General features: G+C 70.3%; 13 protein-coding genes and 1 riboswitch. Of the genes, 10 read left to right on the top strand and 3 right to left on the bottom strand.

From position 1 onward, the window contains the following. Positions 1 to 108: 108 nt before the first annotated feature. The 5 genes from asnS to ABEA67_RS04415 all read left to right on the top strand — a co-directional run bounded on the left by asnS (position 109) and on the right by ABEA67_RS04415 (position 4,685). The gene (gene asnS, locus ABEA67_RS04435) at positions 109 to 1,461 is read left to right on the top strand and encodes an asparagine--tRNA ligase (RefSeq protein WP_345461453.1); all 1,353 of its coding nucleotides are present in this window, start codon (positions 109 to 111) and stop codon (positions 1,459 to 1,461) included. A gap of 118 nt (positions 1,462 to 1,579) precedes the next feature. Then, positions 1,580 to 2,467 carry a PhzF family phenazine biosynthesis isomerase gene (locus ABEA67_RS04430; RefSeq protein ID WP_345461450.1) on the top strand — a complete coding sequence of 296 codons (888 nt, stop codon included), beginning with the start codon at positions 1,580 to 1,582 and terminating at the stop codon, positions 2,465 to 2,467. A 170-nt stretch (positions 2,468 to 2,637) separates the two neighbouring features. Continuing rightward, positions 2,638 to 2,722: riboswitch (cyclic di-GMP riboswitch) on the top strand. 72 nt (positions 2,723 to 2,794) lie between these two features. Continuing rightward, on the top strand, positions 2,795 to 3,292 hold the full coding sequence (locus tag ABEA67_RS04425) for a hypothetical protein (protein ID WP_345461447.1): 498 nt from the start codon (positions 2,795 to 2,797) through the stop codon (positions 3,290 to 3,292). A gap of 64 nt (positions 3,293 to 3,356) precedes the next feature. Continuing rightward, positions 3,357 to 3,947 (top strand): hypothetical protein, encoded by a 591-nt coding sequence (locus ABEA67_RS04420; RefSeq protein ID WP_345461443.1) that lies wholly within the window; start codon positions 3,357 to 3,359, stop codon positions 3,945 to 3,947. A gap of 9 nt (positions 3,948 to 3,956) precedes the next feature. Further along, positions 3,957 to 4,685 (top strand): 2-phosphosulfolactate phosphatase, encoded by a 729-nt coding sequence (locus ABEA67_RS04415; protein ID WP_345461440.1) that lies wholly within the window; start codon positions 3,957 to 3,959, stop codon positions 4,683 to 4,685. Positions 4,686 to 4,687: 2 nt separating this feature from the next. Here the strand turns inward: ABEA67_RS04415 and ABEA67_RS04410 are convergent, their stop codons facing one another. Then, positions 4,688 to 5,410 (bottom strand): class I SAM-dependent methyltransferase, encoded by a 723-nt coding sequence (locus ABEA67_RS04410; protein ID WP_345461437.1) that lies wholly within the window; start codon positions 5,408 to 5,410, stop codon positions 4,688 to 4,690. Positions 5,411 to 5,489: 79 nt separating this feature from the next. Between ABEA67_RS04410 and ABEA67_RS04405 the strand changes: the two genes are divergently transcribed. The 5 genes from ABEA67_RS04405 (at position 5,490) to ABEA67_RS04385 (ending at position 11,351) form a co-directional block, all read left to right on the top strand. Then, positions 5,490 to 6,284 carry a Cof-type HAD-IIB family hydrolase gene (locus ABEA67_RS04405; RefSeq protein ID WP_345461434.1) on the top strand — a complete coding sequence of 265 codons (795 nt, stop codon included), beginning with the start codon at positions 5,490 to 5,492 and terminating at the stop codon, positions 6,282 to 6,284. A 59-nt stretch (positions 6,285 to 6,343) separates the two neighbouring features. After that, on the top strand, positions 6,344 to 6,895 hold the full coding sequence (locus tag ABEA67_RS04400; protein ID WP_345461432.1) for a DinB family protein: 552 nt from the start codon (positions 6,344 to 6,346) through the stop codon (positions 6,893 to 6,895). A gap of 113 nt (positions 6,896 to 7,008) precedes the next feature. Further along, positions 7,009 to 7,941: a DUF808 domain-containing protein gene (locus ABEA67_RS04395; RefSeq protein ID WP_345461429.1), complete on the top strand. Its 933-nt coding sequence runs from the start codon at positions 7,009 to 7,011 to the stop codon at positions 7,939 to 7,941. A 60-nt stretch (positions 7,942 to 8,001) separates the two neighbouring features. Next, positions 8,002 to 10,350 (top strand): ATP-dependent DNA helicase RecG, encoded by a 2,349-nt coding sequence (gene recG / locus ABEA67_RS04390; RefSeq protein WP_345461426.1) that lies wholly within the window; start codon positions 8,002 to 8,004, stop codon positions 10,348 to 10,350. 179 nt (positions 10,351 to 10,529) lie between these two features. Continuing rightward, positions 10,530 to 11,351: an SDR family oxidoreductase gene (locus ABEA67_RS04385; protein ID WP_345461423.1), complete on the top strand. Its 822-nt coding sequence runs from the start codon at positions 10,530 to 10,532 to the stop codon at positions 11,349 to 11,351. Positions 11,352 to 11,511: 160 nt separating this feature from the next. On the opposite strand, the gene ABEA67_RS04380 is transcribed toward ABEA67_RS04385, so the two are convergent. Both ABEA67_RS04380 and rsmA read right to left on the bottom strand, forming a co-directional pair. Beyond that, positions 11,512 to 12,444 (bottom strand): carbohydrate kinase family protein, encoded by a 933-nt coding sequence (locus ABEA67_RS04380; RefSeq protein WP_345461421.1) that lies wholly within the window; start codon positions 12,442 to 12,444, stop codon positions 11,512 to 11,514. A gap of 120 nt (positions 12,445 to 12,564) precedes the next feature. Then, the gene (rsmA, locus tag ABEA67_RS04375; protein ID WP_345461419.1) at positions 12,565 to 13,434 is read right to left on the bottom strand and encodes a 16S rRNA (adenine(1518)-N(6)/adenine(1519)-N(6))-dimethyltransferase RsmA; all 870 of its coding nucleotides are present in this window, start codon (positions 13,432 to 13,434) and stop codon (positions 12,565 to 12,567) included. Positions 13,435 to 13,454: the final 20 nt, after the last annotated feature.

Below are 13,454 nucleotides of genomic sequence, written 5' to 3'. Positions count from 1 at the left end.
CAGTGTTATGGATAGTGAAAGTATTCACGATAAAAGCTGTTCGTGAACTTTATGTTTCCTAGCCTTCCTCGATTCTGAACGCCGCTCGCCTCCGCCTATAATTCCGCTGTGACGGCGACAAGCACAAAGACGACCATTCGTGAACTGAAGGCGCATGTGGGGGAAACGGTCACCCTGGATGCGTGGTTGCAGGACAAGAGCGGCAAGGGCAAGATCCAGTTTCTGAAGCTGCGCGACGGCAGCGGCTTCGTGCAGGCGACGGTCTTCAAGGGCGACGTGGCGGGAGAGGTCTTCGAGGCCGCCAAGAGGCTCTCGCAGGAGCAGGCGGTGCGGGTCACGGGCGAGGTCCGCGCGGACGAGCGTGCGCCGGGCGGGGTCGAACTCGCCGTGCGGGACCTCTCCCCCTACGCGGAGAACCAGGCGGAGTATCCCATCACGCCCAAGGAACACGGCATCGAGTTCCTGCTCGACCACCGCCACGTCTGGCTGCGCCACCGCCGCCCCTGGGCGATTCTGCGGGTGCGCGACTGCGTGCAGCGCGCCATCGTGGATTTCTTCCACCAGGAGGGGTTCGTGCGTTTCGACGCGCCCTTCTTCACGCCCAACGCCGCCGAGGGCACCACCGAGCTGTTCGAGATCGACCTCTTCGGGGAGGACAAGGCGTATCTCTCGCAGACGGGGCAACTGCACGCCGAGGCGGGAGCGCTGGCCTTCGGCAAGGTCTACACCTTTGGGCCGACCTTCCGCGCCGAGAAGAGCAAGACGCGCCGGCACCTGCTGGAGTTCTGGATGGTGGAGCCGGAGGTCGCGCCCGCCACGCACACGGACAACATGGCCCTCCAGGAGCGCTTCGTGAGCTTCCTGGTGCGCCGCGCGCTGGAGGAATGCGGGACCGAGCTGGAGGTGCTGGGCCGCGACCTCTCGAAGCTGCGGCCCGCGGCTGAGGGCAACTTCCCGCGCGTCACGTACACCGAGGCGCTTGCTATCATCCGCACGCACATCGAGGCGGGCGACCTGCCGCCGAACGTGCAGGCCGACGTGGAGGCCGTCGAGTGGGGCGACGACCTGGGCGCACCGCACGAGACGATCCTGGGCTATCACTTCGACCGCCCGGTAATCGTCGAGAAGTATCCGGCGGCCATCAAGGCCTTTTACATGCAGCCCGACCCGCAAGACCCCCGCCTGGCCCTGTGCGACGACATGATCGCCCCCGAGGGCTACGGCGAGATCATTGGCGGCTCCGAGCGTATCCACGACTATGAGCTGCTCCGGTCACGCATCGAGCACGAGGAGCTGCCGCTTGCGGCTTTCGAGTGGTATCTCGACCTGCGCCGCTTCGGCAGCGTGCCGCACGCGGGCTTCGGCATGGGGCTGGAGCGGGCGGTGGCCTGGATCACCGGCATCGACCACATCCGCGAGGCGATTCCCTTTCCGCGCATGCTGACGCGCATGGTGCCCTGAGGGCCGGGCCGGGTCACTCCCGGCTTTTCTCTGGAAGCTCAAGTGAAAGTATTCACGATGAACCTAATTCGTGAAGTTTTTGTTCTTACCCCGGCAACCAGTACGCTAGAGTGCCCCCATGATCGCGTATTGCGAGGTGAGCGCGTTCACCCAGACGCCGGGACAGGGCAATCGGGCGGGCGTGGTGCTGGAGGCGGGCGAGCTGACCGACGCCGAGATGCAGGCGCTGGCCGCCTTTCTGGAAGCCCCCGAGACAGTCTTCGTGACGCGGATGGGGGGCGGCCTAGTGCGGGTGCGGTACTTCACCCCCACGCAGGAGATCGAGTTCTGCGGGCACGCGACGGTCGCGCTGGGGCTGCGGCTGGCGCAGGGGGGGCACTGGCAGGGGGAGCCGCTGGAACTGGAGACGCTGGTGGGCCGGGTGCCCCTCACGCTGGAGACTGAGGCGGGGGTGCCGACGCGGGTGTGGATGGAGCAGCGGGGGCTGGAAACCCGCCCGGTGGCGCGCGAGCTGCGCCGGGAACTCGCGGAGGCGCTCGGCCTCGACGAGCGGATGATTCACCGCGGCCTGCCCCTGGCGGCGGCCAGCAGCGGGCTGTGGAGCGTTTTCGTGCCGCTGCTCGACACCGTGATTCTCGACGGGCTGGACCCCGACCTGCCGCGCATCCACGCGCTGAGTGACGCGCTGGGCGTGACCAGCGTGTACGCCTACGCGCCGATGGGCGTGAACCGCTTCGCCGCGCGGGACTTCGCCCCCGCCGTCGGCATTCCCGAGGACCCGGTAACGGGCAGCGCGGCGGGCGCACTCCTGGCCCTGCTGGCCGAGGGGGGCCGCCTGCCGGTGCGCGGCGACCGGGCCAGCGGCGTGGTCTACCAGGGGCACGCCCTCGGCACCCCTGGCGAGGTGGAGGTCGAGGTGACGCTCGCCGGGCAGACGGTGCGGGACATCCGGGTGGGGGGCTGCGCCGCGCTGGACCGCGAGGGGTACTGGGACCGCAAGAAGTAAGAACCGGGAAATAAGCCGCGCAATGGAAACGGAACCCCCCTGCCCCGTGGACACGCGCTGCCACAGCCTTTTCGGCATTTCGCGGGCAGGTCAGCCGGGGAACGGCCCCCGTAAGAGTTCTGTGCGGAGCAGGGCCATACCTTGAACGCACTTCGTTCAGAGAACCCTCTCTGGCGGAGAGCGGCGCTGAACCCCGTCCTGTAATCCGGGCACCTCGGATGGGGGGAGCCAGTGGTGCGACCGGCTTTTCGTCCAGTTCTGCGGCGTCCATGTGGCGTGCGGCAGACTTTGATTCACCGGAAAATGGTTTCCGGGGAGGACTCTCTGATGCGTTCCCTCAAGACTCTGGCTCTGATGACGGCTCTGATGGTGTCCGGCGGTGCTTACGCCGCCGACAGCACTTCCACGGACCACAACAACGCGACGATGACGCTGACCACCAGCGGCACGGCCAGCGACGCGGTCAAGTTCAGCATCGCCCAGACGACCCTGACCATCCCGGCGGCCCAGGTGCGGCCCGGCGCGAGCTTCACAGTCAGTGTGCCGGTCAGCAACCCGACAGGCCGCAACATCAAGGTCACGGGTGTGGCGGGGACGCCCACGGGCGCGGCCTTTGCCAGCAAGCTGACCATCACGGGCACCAACGCCACCAACGTGGCCGTCGGGGCCGGCAACAACGCCACGCTGACCTATACCTTCACCTTTGCCAACGCGGCTGCGGGCGATCCGATCTACAGCGGCAACGTCTCCGTCAGCTTCACTATCAACGCGGTGGCGGACGATGACGCAACGCAAGACGTGAGCTTCGGCACCAGCGGCGGCTAAGTCACCCCCTTCCCCTCAGCCAGGACGAGCCGCCCCGCTCGTCCTGCTTTCCCAGGAGCCTCTGATGAAGCGGTTTCTCTTCCTGCTCGTGGGGCTGCTGGGGAGCGCAGGTGCCCAGTTCACCGCCCCCGGCATCACCCTCACGCCGACCGACGCCGCGCCCGCACCGCTGGAAATCGCCCGCCGCGTCCTGGTGCAGCCCTCGAAGCTGGAAATGCGGCTGCAAACGGGCTACACGACGGGCAACCTCAACTTCACGCTGTTCAGCGAGGTTCCTACCGAGGTGACGCTGAAAGCGAGCGACTCCCGGCTGGTGCTGCTGGGGGGCGAGAAAGGTGCAGTGCGGCTGAACGCCTACCTGCTCCAGACCGTGACCTTCGTGGCGGTGGGAGCGCACAGCGGGACCATCACCATCAGCAACCACGCGGGGCAGGTGCTGGAAACAGTGCCCTACACGGTGGCCCCAGCGAAAACCGTCAACCAGAGCGTGTCGCTGTACTACACGCCGGGCAGCAACGTGGGGTCGCTGAGCTACTCGGTGTCGGGCAACCCGCTGTCACCGCTGGACCCGCGCTGGAGCATGAGTGTCAGCCTGAACGTGAAGCCGAGCGAGAGCAAGGTGGGCGGCAGTGTGGGCCTCAACGTGAGCTGGTAGCTTCACGGGATGTTCTGGGAGCAACAAGACGCCGGCGTGAGGCTGGAATGGGGCGAGGCGGGCCTGGAGCACCTCGCCGCGCAGGCTGACGTGGTGGTCGTCGTGGATGTGCTGTCCTTTGCCACCTGCGTGGAGGTGGCCGTCTCGCGCGGCGCGGCCGTGCTGCCGTTTGGCTGGCGGGACGCGCGGGCCACGGCCTTTGCCGCCGAACACGGGGCGCTGCTGGCGGGAGAGCGGGCGGCGGGCAGGCCTTCCCTCTCCCCCACCTCACTGCTGGGGCTGCCCGCCGGAGCGCGGCTGGTGTTGCCCTCGCCCAACGGGGCCACCCTGTGCGCGCGGGCGGGGGAGGCCGGTGGGGTGGTCGTGGCGGCGTGCCTGCGGAATGCGGCGGCGGTGGGAGCCTGGATAGGCGGGCGCTTTCAGAACGTGTTGGTCGTCCCGGCCGGGGAACGCTGGCCGGACGGCACGCTGCGGCCAGCGCTGGAGGACCTGCTGGGGGCGGGAGCGGTGGTGGAGGCGCTTGCCCCCGCCCTCCGCCCTTCCCCGGAGGCACAGGGGGCGCGGGCCATGTTTCAGGCCATGCGGGAACGCCTGCCGGAGGTGCTGGGCGGGTGCGCATCAGGCCTCGAACTGTCGGAGCGGGGCTTCGCGGAGGACGTGGCGCTGGCGGCGGAGCTGGACGTGAGCGGGTGCGTGCCGGTCCTGCGGGAGGGTGTCTTCGTGAACGCGGTGAGCTGAACTCACGCTCTGGTCCTGCGCATCAGCAGGAACGGCGGGATGACGCCGTATTCGGACCGGGCGTCTCTGACGGCACCGGTCGCCTGCGGTTCATACATGTCGCAGAACTGAAAGCCCGCCTCGCTTAGGGTCCGCATGTACGTCGAGAGGGTGCGGTGGTATGCCCCCACCTGCCCCCGCACCCCGCCCGGATACGCCGACTTCCAGAAGCCTTCGTCGAAGTAGGTGGAGACCTCACGGCGGATGGTGCCGTCCGGGGCCGTGTGCCAGCGGGCGTGAGGGGCCTGAAAACAGGGGTGGGTGAGCGAGAACACGAACCAGCCCCGGGGCCTGAGAACGCGCCGGACCGCCTGAACCGTGGCCGCGAGGTCGGGGATATCCATCAGCGCCAGGTGGCAGACCACGCCGTCAAACGCCGCTTCCGGCAGATGCTCCAGGGTCTGGGCGTCGTCCGCGACATAGGTGATGCCCCGGGGTGACTGTGCCTCTTCCTGCCGGGCCAGCGCGAGGAGTTCGGCCGAACGGTCCACCCCCGTCACCTGCGCTCCCCGAGCGGCAAGCAGGCGTGCGAGGTGGCCCTCGCCGCAGGCGAGGTCACAGAGCTGCCGGTGTTCGAGTTCACCGGCGAGATGCAGCAGCGGCGGCACCAGCAGAGCATTGGCCGGCGAGTGGGCGCGGACCTGGGCGTCATACCACCGGGCAATCACGTCGTAGGGCGTGGGCATGGGCATCTCCTGTGGGGGCTGCGTGGTCAGGCAGTTTACCGAACGTGGCGGGCTGGACGGGCAGGCGTACACTGCCCGGATGCTGGGACTCATCTGTGTGGACGTGGACGGAACGCTGGTCGGCACCGGGAACGTGGTGCGCGAGGACGTGTGGGCGGCACTGGCGGATGCCCGCGCGCGGGGCGTGCGCATCGCGCTGTGCAGCGGGCGGCCCGCCTTCGGCAACGCGCTGAAGTATGCCCGGAGGCTGGACCCGGACGGGTGGCACATCTTTCAGAACGGGGCGTCGGTGGTCAATGTGGGCAGCGGCGAGAGTCTATCGGAACCGCTCCCGCCGGGGGAGCTGGACCGGCTGCTGGACCGCGCCCACGAGACGGGGCGGCTGCTGGAGGTCTACACCGATGACGAGTACGGCGTCACGCAGCCGGGCGACCTGGCGCGGCGGCACGCGGAGTTGCTGGGGGTGCCCTATGTACCGCGCGACCCGCAGACGCTGACCGGCACCCGTGTCCGCGCGCAGTGGGTGGTGCCGCTGGCGGAGTCGGCAGGCGTGCAGGCCGAGCCGCATCCGGGGCTGGACCTGCACCCGGCGGGCAGCCCGGTGATGCCGGACGTGATGTTCATCAGCGTGACGCGGGCGGGCGTGGGCAAGGGCAGCGCGGTCACGCGGGTGGCCGCCGCCTACGGCCTCCCGCTGGAGCGGGTGATGATGGTGGGCGACGGCCACAACGACGTGACGGCCATGCGGGTGGTCGGGCACCCGGTGGCGATGGGCAACGCGGACGCGGAGGCGCGGGCGGCGGGGCGCTATCACGTCGCCCACGTGGACGCGGGGGGACTGGCGGAGGCGGTGGGGCTGGCGCTGCGGCTGTGAACCCCGGGCGCTTTCCCGGAGGTTCTGGCATCCGGGCGAGGTGGCATTAGACTGCGGCCATGACGCAACCCAGCCCCCAGGAGCAGGTGGCCGCCCTGCGCACGGCCTTCCCCACGTCCGAGGTTCTCGCCCAGCGGCTGGAGCAGGAACTGGACGCCTTCGAGCAGACCCTGCGCGCCGCCCTGCCCCACTGGGACACGCGGATGCCGGACCGCACCTGGTCGCCGGCGCAGGAGGCCGAACACACCATCCTGGTCAACGAGGGCACCGGCAGGATCGTGCGGCTGCTGCTCTCGGAGAAGCCGCTGCGCCCCACGCCCCAGGAGCCGGGCCGCACCACCGAGGACGGCCGGCGGCTCGCCCCGGCAGGGCTGGAGCCGGGGCCGGAGCAGCCGCTTGAGGCGCTGCTGGCCCGCCACGCTGCCACGCGCGCGCTGCTGGAGCAGGTGCGCGCGGAGGCGAACCCGGGGCGCACCTTCTTCCATCCCTTCATGGGGATGCTGGACGCGCAGGACTGGCTGCGGATGACGACGTGGCACACCGGGAGCCACCGCCGCAGCCTGCAGCGCGGGCTGGAGCGCCTGAACGCGGGAGAACCCGCTGGGGCATGAAGCTCGGGTAAAGGTGGACGCGCGCGGGCTTGATAGGCTGTCCGCCTGATGGCCCAGTGGCAAGGCGGCAACGGCAAGGACACGGCGCGGACTCTCCCGCCGGGAGCTGAACGGTGAGTGGCGGCCTGGTGGCGCTGCTGGACGATGTGGCGGCGCTGGCGAAACTGGCGGCCGCTTCTATCGACGACGTGGGCGCGGCGGCGGGCAAGGCGGGGGTCAAGGCGATCGGGGTGGTGGTGGACGACACCGCCGTGACCCCGCGCTACGTGACGGGCCTGGCCCCGGAACGCGAGTTGCCGATCATCGCGCGGATTGCCCGCGGCTCGCTGCGCAACAAGCTGGTGTTTATCCTGCCCGCCGCGCTGCTGCTCAGCGAGTTCCTGCCGGGGGCCATCACGCCGCTGCTGATGCTGGGCGGGGCCTACCTCTGCTATGAGGGGGCCGAGAAGGTGTACGAGGCCCTGACCGGGCACGGGGACGCGGCCCAGGCCCAGGACGCCGGGCCGCCCAGCCGCGCGCAGGAGGAACAGTTGGTGGCGGGGGCAATCCGCACCGACTTCATTCTCTCGGCGGAGATCATGGCGATCTCGCTGGCCGAGGTGGCGGCCCAGACCTTTGTGCTGCGGGCGGTGAGCCTGGTGCTGGTGGCGCTGATGATCACCCTGCTCGTCTACGGCGTGGTGGCCCTGCTGGTCAAGATGGACGACCTCGGGCTGCGGCTCTCGCGGGGCCACTCGGGGGCGCTGCGGACCCTCGGGCGGGGGCTGGTCCGGGGGATGCCCGCGGTCCTGGCGGCCCTGTCGGTGATCGGTACTGCCGCGATGCTGTGGGTCGGCGGGCACATCCTGCTGGACGGCCTGGCGCACTTTGGGCTGGAAGCCCCCGAACACGCGCTGCATGAGGTGGCGGTGGCGGCGGGGCAGGCGCTCCCCTTCGCGGCCGACGTGGTGGCGTGGGTGGTGGAGACGCTCGGCTCCGCGCTGACGGGGCTGCTGGTGGGGGGCGTCATCGTGGCGGCGCTGCACCTGCGGCCACGGCGACACTGAGGGGCACCGTGAGGGAACCCCCGCCGCGCTCCCGTCCCCTCTGGTAGCCTGCGCGCTGGTATGGCGACGGTCGCGGAGATGCGGGAGAGACTACGCCGCCCCCTCGCGGCGGAACTCGCCGCCGGGTGTGCCGACCGCGTGGTGGCGGGCGGTGTCGAGCGGCTGCTGGCCTCGCCGCTGGCGAACCCCTTTCCGGGCGTGCGCGAGGCGCTGCGCGGCTACGCGGGGCTGGACGCGGCGGGCCGGGCGGAGGCCTTGAGAGGGGCGCTGGCGGTGCTGGATGGGCAGGAGCAGGCGGCCAAAGCGCCCCGGACGCCCCGCCCCGCCGCGAAACAGGCGGTTCCCACCGCTGCCCCCGGCGAACGGCTGCCGCCGGATGCGGAGGTCACGCGGCTGGACACCGGCCCCGGCGGGGCGCGCAAGCTCCAGTCGCTGGGCCTGCACACCCTGCGCGACGTGCTGCACGCCTACCCGCACCGCCACGAGGACCGCCGCGCGCTGCCCGACCTCGCGGACGTGGAGGAAGGCCAGAAGGTGACGGTGGAGGGCACGGTGGTCGCCAAGTCGCGCCGCAAGCCCAAGCCCAACATGCTGATTCTGGAGGTGACGCTGGAAACGCCGTCGGGCGGGCGGGTCAAGGCGTCATGGTTCAACCAGCCGTGGGTGGAGCGGCAGCTCAAGGAGGGCGCGCGGCTGGTGCTGACGGGCCGCGCCAAGCGGTTCGGGCGCACGGTGCAGCTCGGCGTGGAGCATCTGGAAACGGTGGAGGACGCGCGGGAGAGCCTCAGCATCGGGCGGATCGTGGGGGTCTACGACAGCAAGGACGGCATCAGCCAGGAGTTTTTGCGGCGTGCCGCGTCCCGCGCCCTGCACGCCGTCCCGCTGGACGATTACCTCCCCGCCCACTGGCGGCGCGAACGCGGCCTGACCGACCTCGCGGACGCGCTGCACGGCATCCACTTCCCGCACGACGAGGCGCACCTGGAGCGGGCGATGCACCGGCTGCGCTTCGACGAGTACCTCTTTCTGGAGCTGCGGGTGCTGCTTCAGGGCGAGGACGCGGTGCTGCTGGGCAAGCGCTTCCAGGCGACGGGCGAGGACATCAGCCGCTTCGAGACGGCGCTGCCCTTCCAGTTCACCGGGGCGCAGCGGCGGGTGCTGCTGGAAATCACCGACGACATGCGCGCCGAGCGGCAGATGGCCCGGCTGGTGCAGGGCGACGTGGGCAGCGGCAAGACGGCGGTGGCAGCCTGCGCGCTGTACCTCGCCGTGCGCGACGGCTACCAGGGCGCGCTGATGGCCCCCACCGAGATTCTGGCGCGGCAGCACTACGCGAATCTGGTGGGGTATCTGGGCAAGCTCGACGTGCGGGTGGGCCTGCTGATCGGCGCGATGACGCCCAAGCAGAAGCTGGAGATGCAGATCCGCATCGCGGAGGGCGACGTGGACGTGGTGGTAGGGACCCAGGCGCTGATTCAGGAGAACGTGCGCTTCGACAACCTGGGCCTGGCGGTCGTGGACGAGGAACACCGCTTCGGCGTGATGCAGCGGCGCAAGCTGCTGTCCTCCCGGCCGGACGTGCTGGTCATGTCGGCCACCCCGATTCCGCGTTCCCTCGCGCTGACGGCGTACGGGGACCTGGAACTGTCGGTGATCGACGAGCTGCCGCCGGGGCGCACGCCGGTCGAGACGAAGCTGATTCAGGACACGCACCGCCAGCAGGCCTACGGCTTCGTGATGCGGCAGATCCGGGAAGGGCGGCAGGCCTACGTGGTCACGGCGCTGATCGAGGAAAACGAGAATCTGGAGCTGCTGGCGGCCACGCAACTCGCGGACGACCTGCGGGTGATTCTGCCGGAGGCGCGCATCGAGCTGCTGCACGGCAAGATGACGGCGGCGGAAAAGGACTTCGTGATGGACCGCTTCCGCGCCCGCGAGTTCGACATCCTGGTGAGCACCACCGTGATCGAGGTGGGCGTGGACGTGCCCAACGCCACGGTGATGGTGATCGAGAACGCCGAGCGCTTCGGCCTCTCGCAACTGCACCAGCTCCGGGGGCGGGTAGGGCGCGGCAGCGCACAGAGCTACTGCGTCCTGATCGCGGGCGAGCACAGCAAGAAGACCCGCCAGCGCCTCAAGATCATCGAGGGGTCGACCGACGGCTTCGTGATCGCGGAGGCCGACCTCAAGCTGCGCGGCCCCGGCGAGCTGCGCGGCACCCGCCAGAGCGGCATTCCCGACCTGCGGCTGGGCGACCTCGCCAGCGACGTGGAGATCATCGAGCAGGCGCGGGCACTCGCCAAGCACATCCTCGCGCACGACCCGCGGCTGGAGCATCCGCGGCTGCAATACCTGCGCCAGGAGTTGCAGAGCCGCAGCCAGAGCGTGGCCTTCCGCGAGGTGATCTGAGACGGGTCGCCGGACGGAAAGGCGTCAGAGTGTTGTGACAGGCGCGGACGTACAGTGCGGGCATCAGCGCAACCAAATATGCGGGCCGGGTGAAGTCCGCGCGCCGGGAGGCTGACTCCGCGTGGGTCAGCCTTGCCTTTGGAATGGGGCCTCGCTGGGGGCAGCCTTATGCTGACGGGATGACGCGGGACATGGTTGGCAAGTCGGTGCTGGTCACGGGCGCGACGGGCGGCATCGGACAGGTCACGGCGCGGGAGCTGGCGCGGCGGGGGGCACGGGTGTACATCGTGGGCCGGAATGCCGGGAAGACCGCGCGGGTCGCGCAGGATATCGGCGCGGTGGGCACGCTGGTGGCCGACCTGTCGGAACTGGCGCAGGTGCGCCGCGCCGCCGCCGAGTTCCGCGAGCAGGTGGGAGAACTGGACGTGCTGGTCAACAACGCGGGCGCGTTCTACGGGCGGCGGCAGGAGACGCGCGAGGGGCTGGAGCTGACCTGGGCGCTGAACCACCTGGCCCCCTTCCTGCTGACGCGGGAGCTGCTGCCGCTGCTGCGGGCCTCCGGGGACGCGCGGGTGGTGACGGTCGCCTCCGAGGCCCACCGCAGCGGGCGGCTTCGCCTGGACGACCCCGAGTTCCGGCGCGGCTACCGGGGCTGGGCGGCGTACAGCCAGAGCAAGCTGGCGAACATCCTGTTCGCGCGGGAGCTGGCGCGGCGCGAGCCGGGGGTCAGCAGCAACAGCCTCCACCCCGGCCTGGTCCGCTCGGGCTTCGCGCACAACAACGGCGGGGGCATCAGCCGGCTGTGGAGTCTGGTGGACCGCTTCGGCATCACGCCCGAGGAGGGCGCACGCACCAGCATTCGCCTCGCCAGCGCCCCCGACCTGCATGTCAGCGGCGGCTACTTCCGCCAGGAGCGCGAGGTTCGCCCCGCCGCCCAGGCGCTTGACGACGGTGCGGCGGCGCGGCTGTGGCAGCTCAGCGAGGAGTACGTGGGGCGCTGAGGCGCGGGGAGTGGGGTGGGGACCCGCTTTTGCACTGATTTGCACTGACCAGCCTGCAATGTTCTGTAAGTCCTCTTGTATATATTCAAGAAAGAACCTCCCCCTTTCCAAAAAACGCGCCCCAGCCACTACGGCCGGGGCGCGCGTCGAGTGCTCTCCCCTACCGGGCCAGGGCCGCTTCGAGGTCGGCGGGGGTGATGGGGCGGGCCTGGGCACCGACGCGGGTGGCGGCGAGGGCACCGGCGGCGTTGGCGATGCGGGCGGCCTGGGGCAGCGGCTGGCCGGTCAGGACCGCGTGGGCGAAGGCGGCGGTGAAGGTGTCGCCCGCCCCGGTGGAGTCCACGACGCGGCCCTCGGGCTTGATGGGGTCGACCAGTTCGGTTTCGCTGGGCGTCCAGACGATGCTGCCCATGCGGCCCACCTTGACGACCACGCGCCGCGCGCCCGCGTCCCCCAGTTGCGCCAGCGCCGCGCTGATGCTGGTGGTGTCGGTCAGGGCGAGGAGTTCGTGCTGGTTGAGGGTCAGGTAGTCCGCGCTGATCACGTTCTCGATCAGGTCGGTGCCGACCTTGTTCACGGCACCGGTGCCCAGGTCGATAAAGACAGGCACGGGCTTCTTGGCCTTCTGGGCCGTCTCGATAGCCCGCAGGGTGTACTCGCGCTGCGGGCCTTCCGTGAGGCTGTAGGCGCTGACGATCAGGGCGTCGGTGCCCTCGATGTCCTTTTTCTTGAGCTTCGCGGGGTCGAGCTGGCGGTTGGCGGCCCCGTCGCTGATCATGGCGCGCTGCCCGTCGGGCGTCTGCATCACTGTGATGGTGCTGGTGAGATGCTCGGGGTCCACCTGGATGGCCGTCTGCACGATGCCGCTCTCGCGCACGCTGCCCAGGGCGTACTCGGCAAAGGGATCGTTGCCGACGCGGGCCGCGAGGGTGACGCTGTGGCCCAGGCGGGCCAGGGTGACGCTGATGGTGCCGCCCGCCCCGCCGGGCTTCATGGTGGCGCGGCCGGGCACGACTTCCTCACCGGGCGTGGGGAGACGGTCGAGGTGGTAGAGGTGATCGACGGTGACGTCACCGATAACGAAAAACTTCACGTGGAAACCTCCGGGCCAGCAGAAGGCGGCCCCCAGATGCGGCGTGTCCGGACAGGTTCGCCGTGTTCCGCGGGGGAACCTCAGCGCCGGACTGCCAGGTTGGCGTTTGAAACGCGGCTCCTACCGTATCACGCCCAGGTGCCGCGCGAGGGTGCGGATGTCCTCCAGCGGCACGTCCTCGGCGCGCACGTCCGGGCGCAGTCCGGCGGCCTCCAGCGCCGCACTGATCGCCTCGCCCTCAAAGCCCACCAGCCGCAGGTTGTTGCGCAGGGTCTTGCGGCGGTGGTGCAGGGCCGCCTCCACGAACTTCAGGAACGCGGGGTCGGGCAGGGGCCGCGAGCGGTCGAAGTCGAGCCGCACCACGCTGCTGGTCACGTCCGGCGCGGGGAAAAAGGCCCCCCTGGGCACGTCGCGCACGTGGCGGACGGTGCCGTGCAGGGCCGCGAGCGCGCTCAGGAAGCCGTAGTTGGCCTCGCCGGGGCGGGCCGCGAGGCGCTGCGCGACCTCCTTCTGGACCAGCACGGTCGCGGACAGCACGCCGGGTGCCCCCATGAAACGCGAGAGCAGGACGCCCGTGATGTAGTAGGGCAGGTTGGCAATCACGCGGGTGCCCGCCGGGAGCGCCGCGTAATCGAAGTCCAGGGCGTCGCCCCAGACCACGCTCACGTCCAGCCCGGCCAGAGTCTCGGCCAGGACGGGCCCCAGGCGCTCGTCCTTTTCCAGCGCCGTCACCTGTGCCCCGCGCGCGGCCAGCTCGCGGGTGAGGACGCCCAGGCCGGGGCCGACCTCCAGCACGGGCACGCCCCGGGCCGCGCCGCCCGCCTCCGCGATGGCGCGCAGGATATTGCCGTCGATCAGGAAGTTCTGACCCAGGCTCTTGGTGGGCCTCAGCCCGTGCAGGGCTAGCAGGTCACGCACGCGGGCGGGCGAGTAGAGCGGCAGGTCGGCGGCGGGGGTCGGCGGCGGGGATGCGGGGTCGGGCTGGGTCACGGGAAGGTTCCTTGGACGCG

The sequence above is a fragment of the Deinococcus carri genome, assembly GCF_039545055.1.
In the GTDB taxonomy this organism is placed as follows: Bacteria; Deinococcota; Deinococci; order Deinococcales; family Deinococcaceae; genus Deinococcus; species Deinococcus carri.
This window is presented reverse-complemented; position numbering and strand designations above follow the sequence as displayed.

Excerpts from the sequence above, each read along its gene's own strand:
- ABEA67_RS04385 (WP_345461423.1), top strand. The coding sequence starts at position 10,530 with ATGACGCGGGACATGGTTGGCAAGTCGGTGCTGGTCACGGGCGCGACG.
- ABEA67_RS04410 (WP_345461437.1), bottom strand. The coding sequence starts at position 5,410 with ATGCCCACGCCCTACGACGTGATTGCCCGGTGGTATGACGCCCAGGTC.
- ABEA67_RS04400 (WP_345461432.1), top strand. The coding sequence starts at position 6,344 with ATGACGCAACCCAGCCCCCAGGAGCAGGTGGCCGCCCTGCGCACGGCC.
- ABEA67_RS04430 (WP_345461450.1), top strand. The coding sequence starts at position 1,580 with ATGATCGCGTATTGCGAGGTGAGCGCGTTCACCCAGACGCCGGGACAG.
- recG (WP_345461426.1), top strand. The coding sequence starts at position 8,002 with ATGGCGACGGTCGCGGAGATGCGGGAGAGACTACGCCGCCCCCTCGCG.
- ABEA67_RS04405 (WP_345461434.1), top strand. The coding sequence starts at position 5,490 with ATGCTGGGACTCATCTGTGTGGACGTGGACGGAACGCTGGTCGGCACC.
- ABEA67_RS04420 (WP_345461443.1), top strand. The coding sequence starts at position 3,357 with ATGAAGCGGTTTCTCTTCCTGCTCGTGGGGCTGCTGGGGAGCGCAGGT.
- ABEA67_RS04425 (WP_345461447.1), top strand. The coding sequence starts at position 2,795 with ATGCGTTCCCTCAAGACTCTGGCTCTGATGACGGCTCTGATGGTGTCC.
- ABEA67_RS04415 (WP_345461440.1), top strand. The coding sequence starts at position 3,957 with ATGTTCTGGGAGCAACAAGACGCCGGCGTGAGGCTGGAATGGGGCGAG.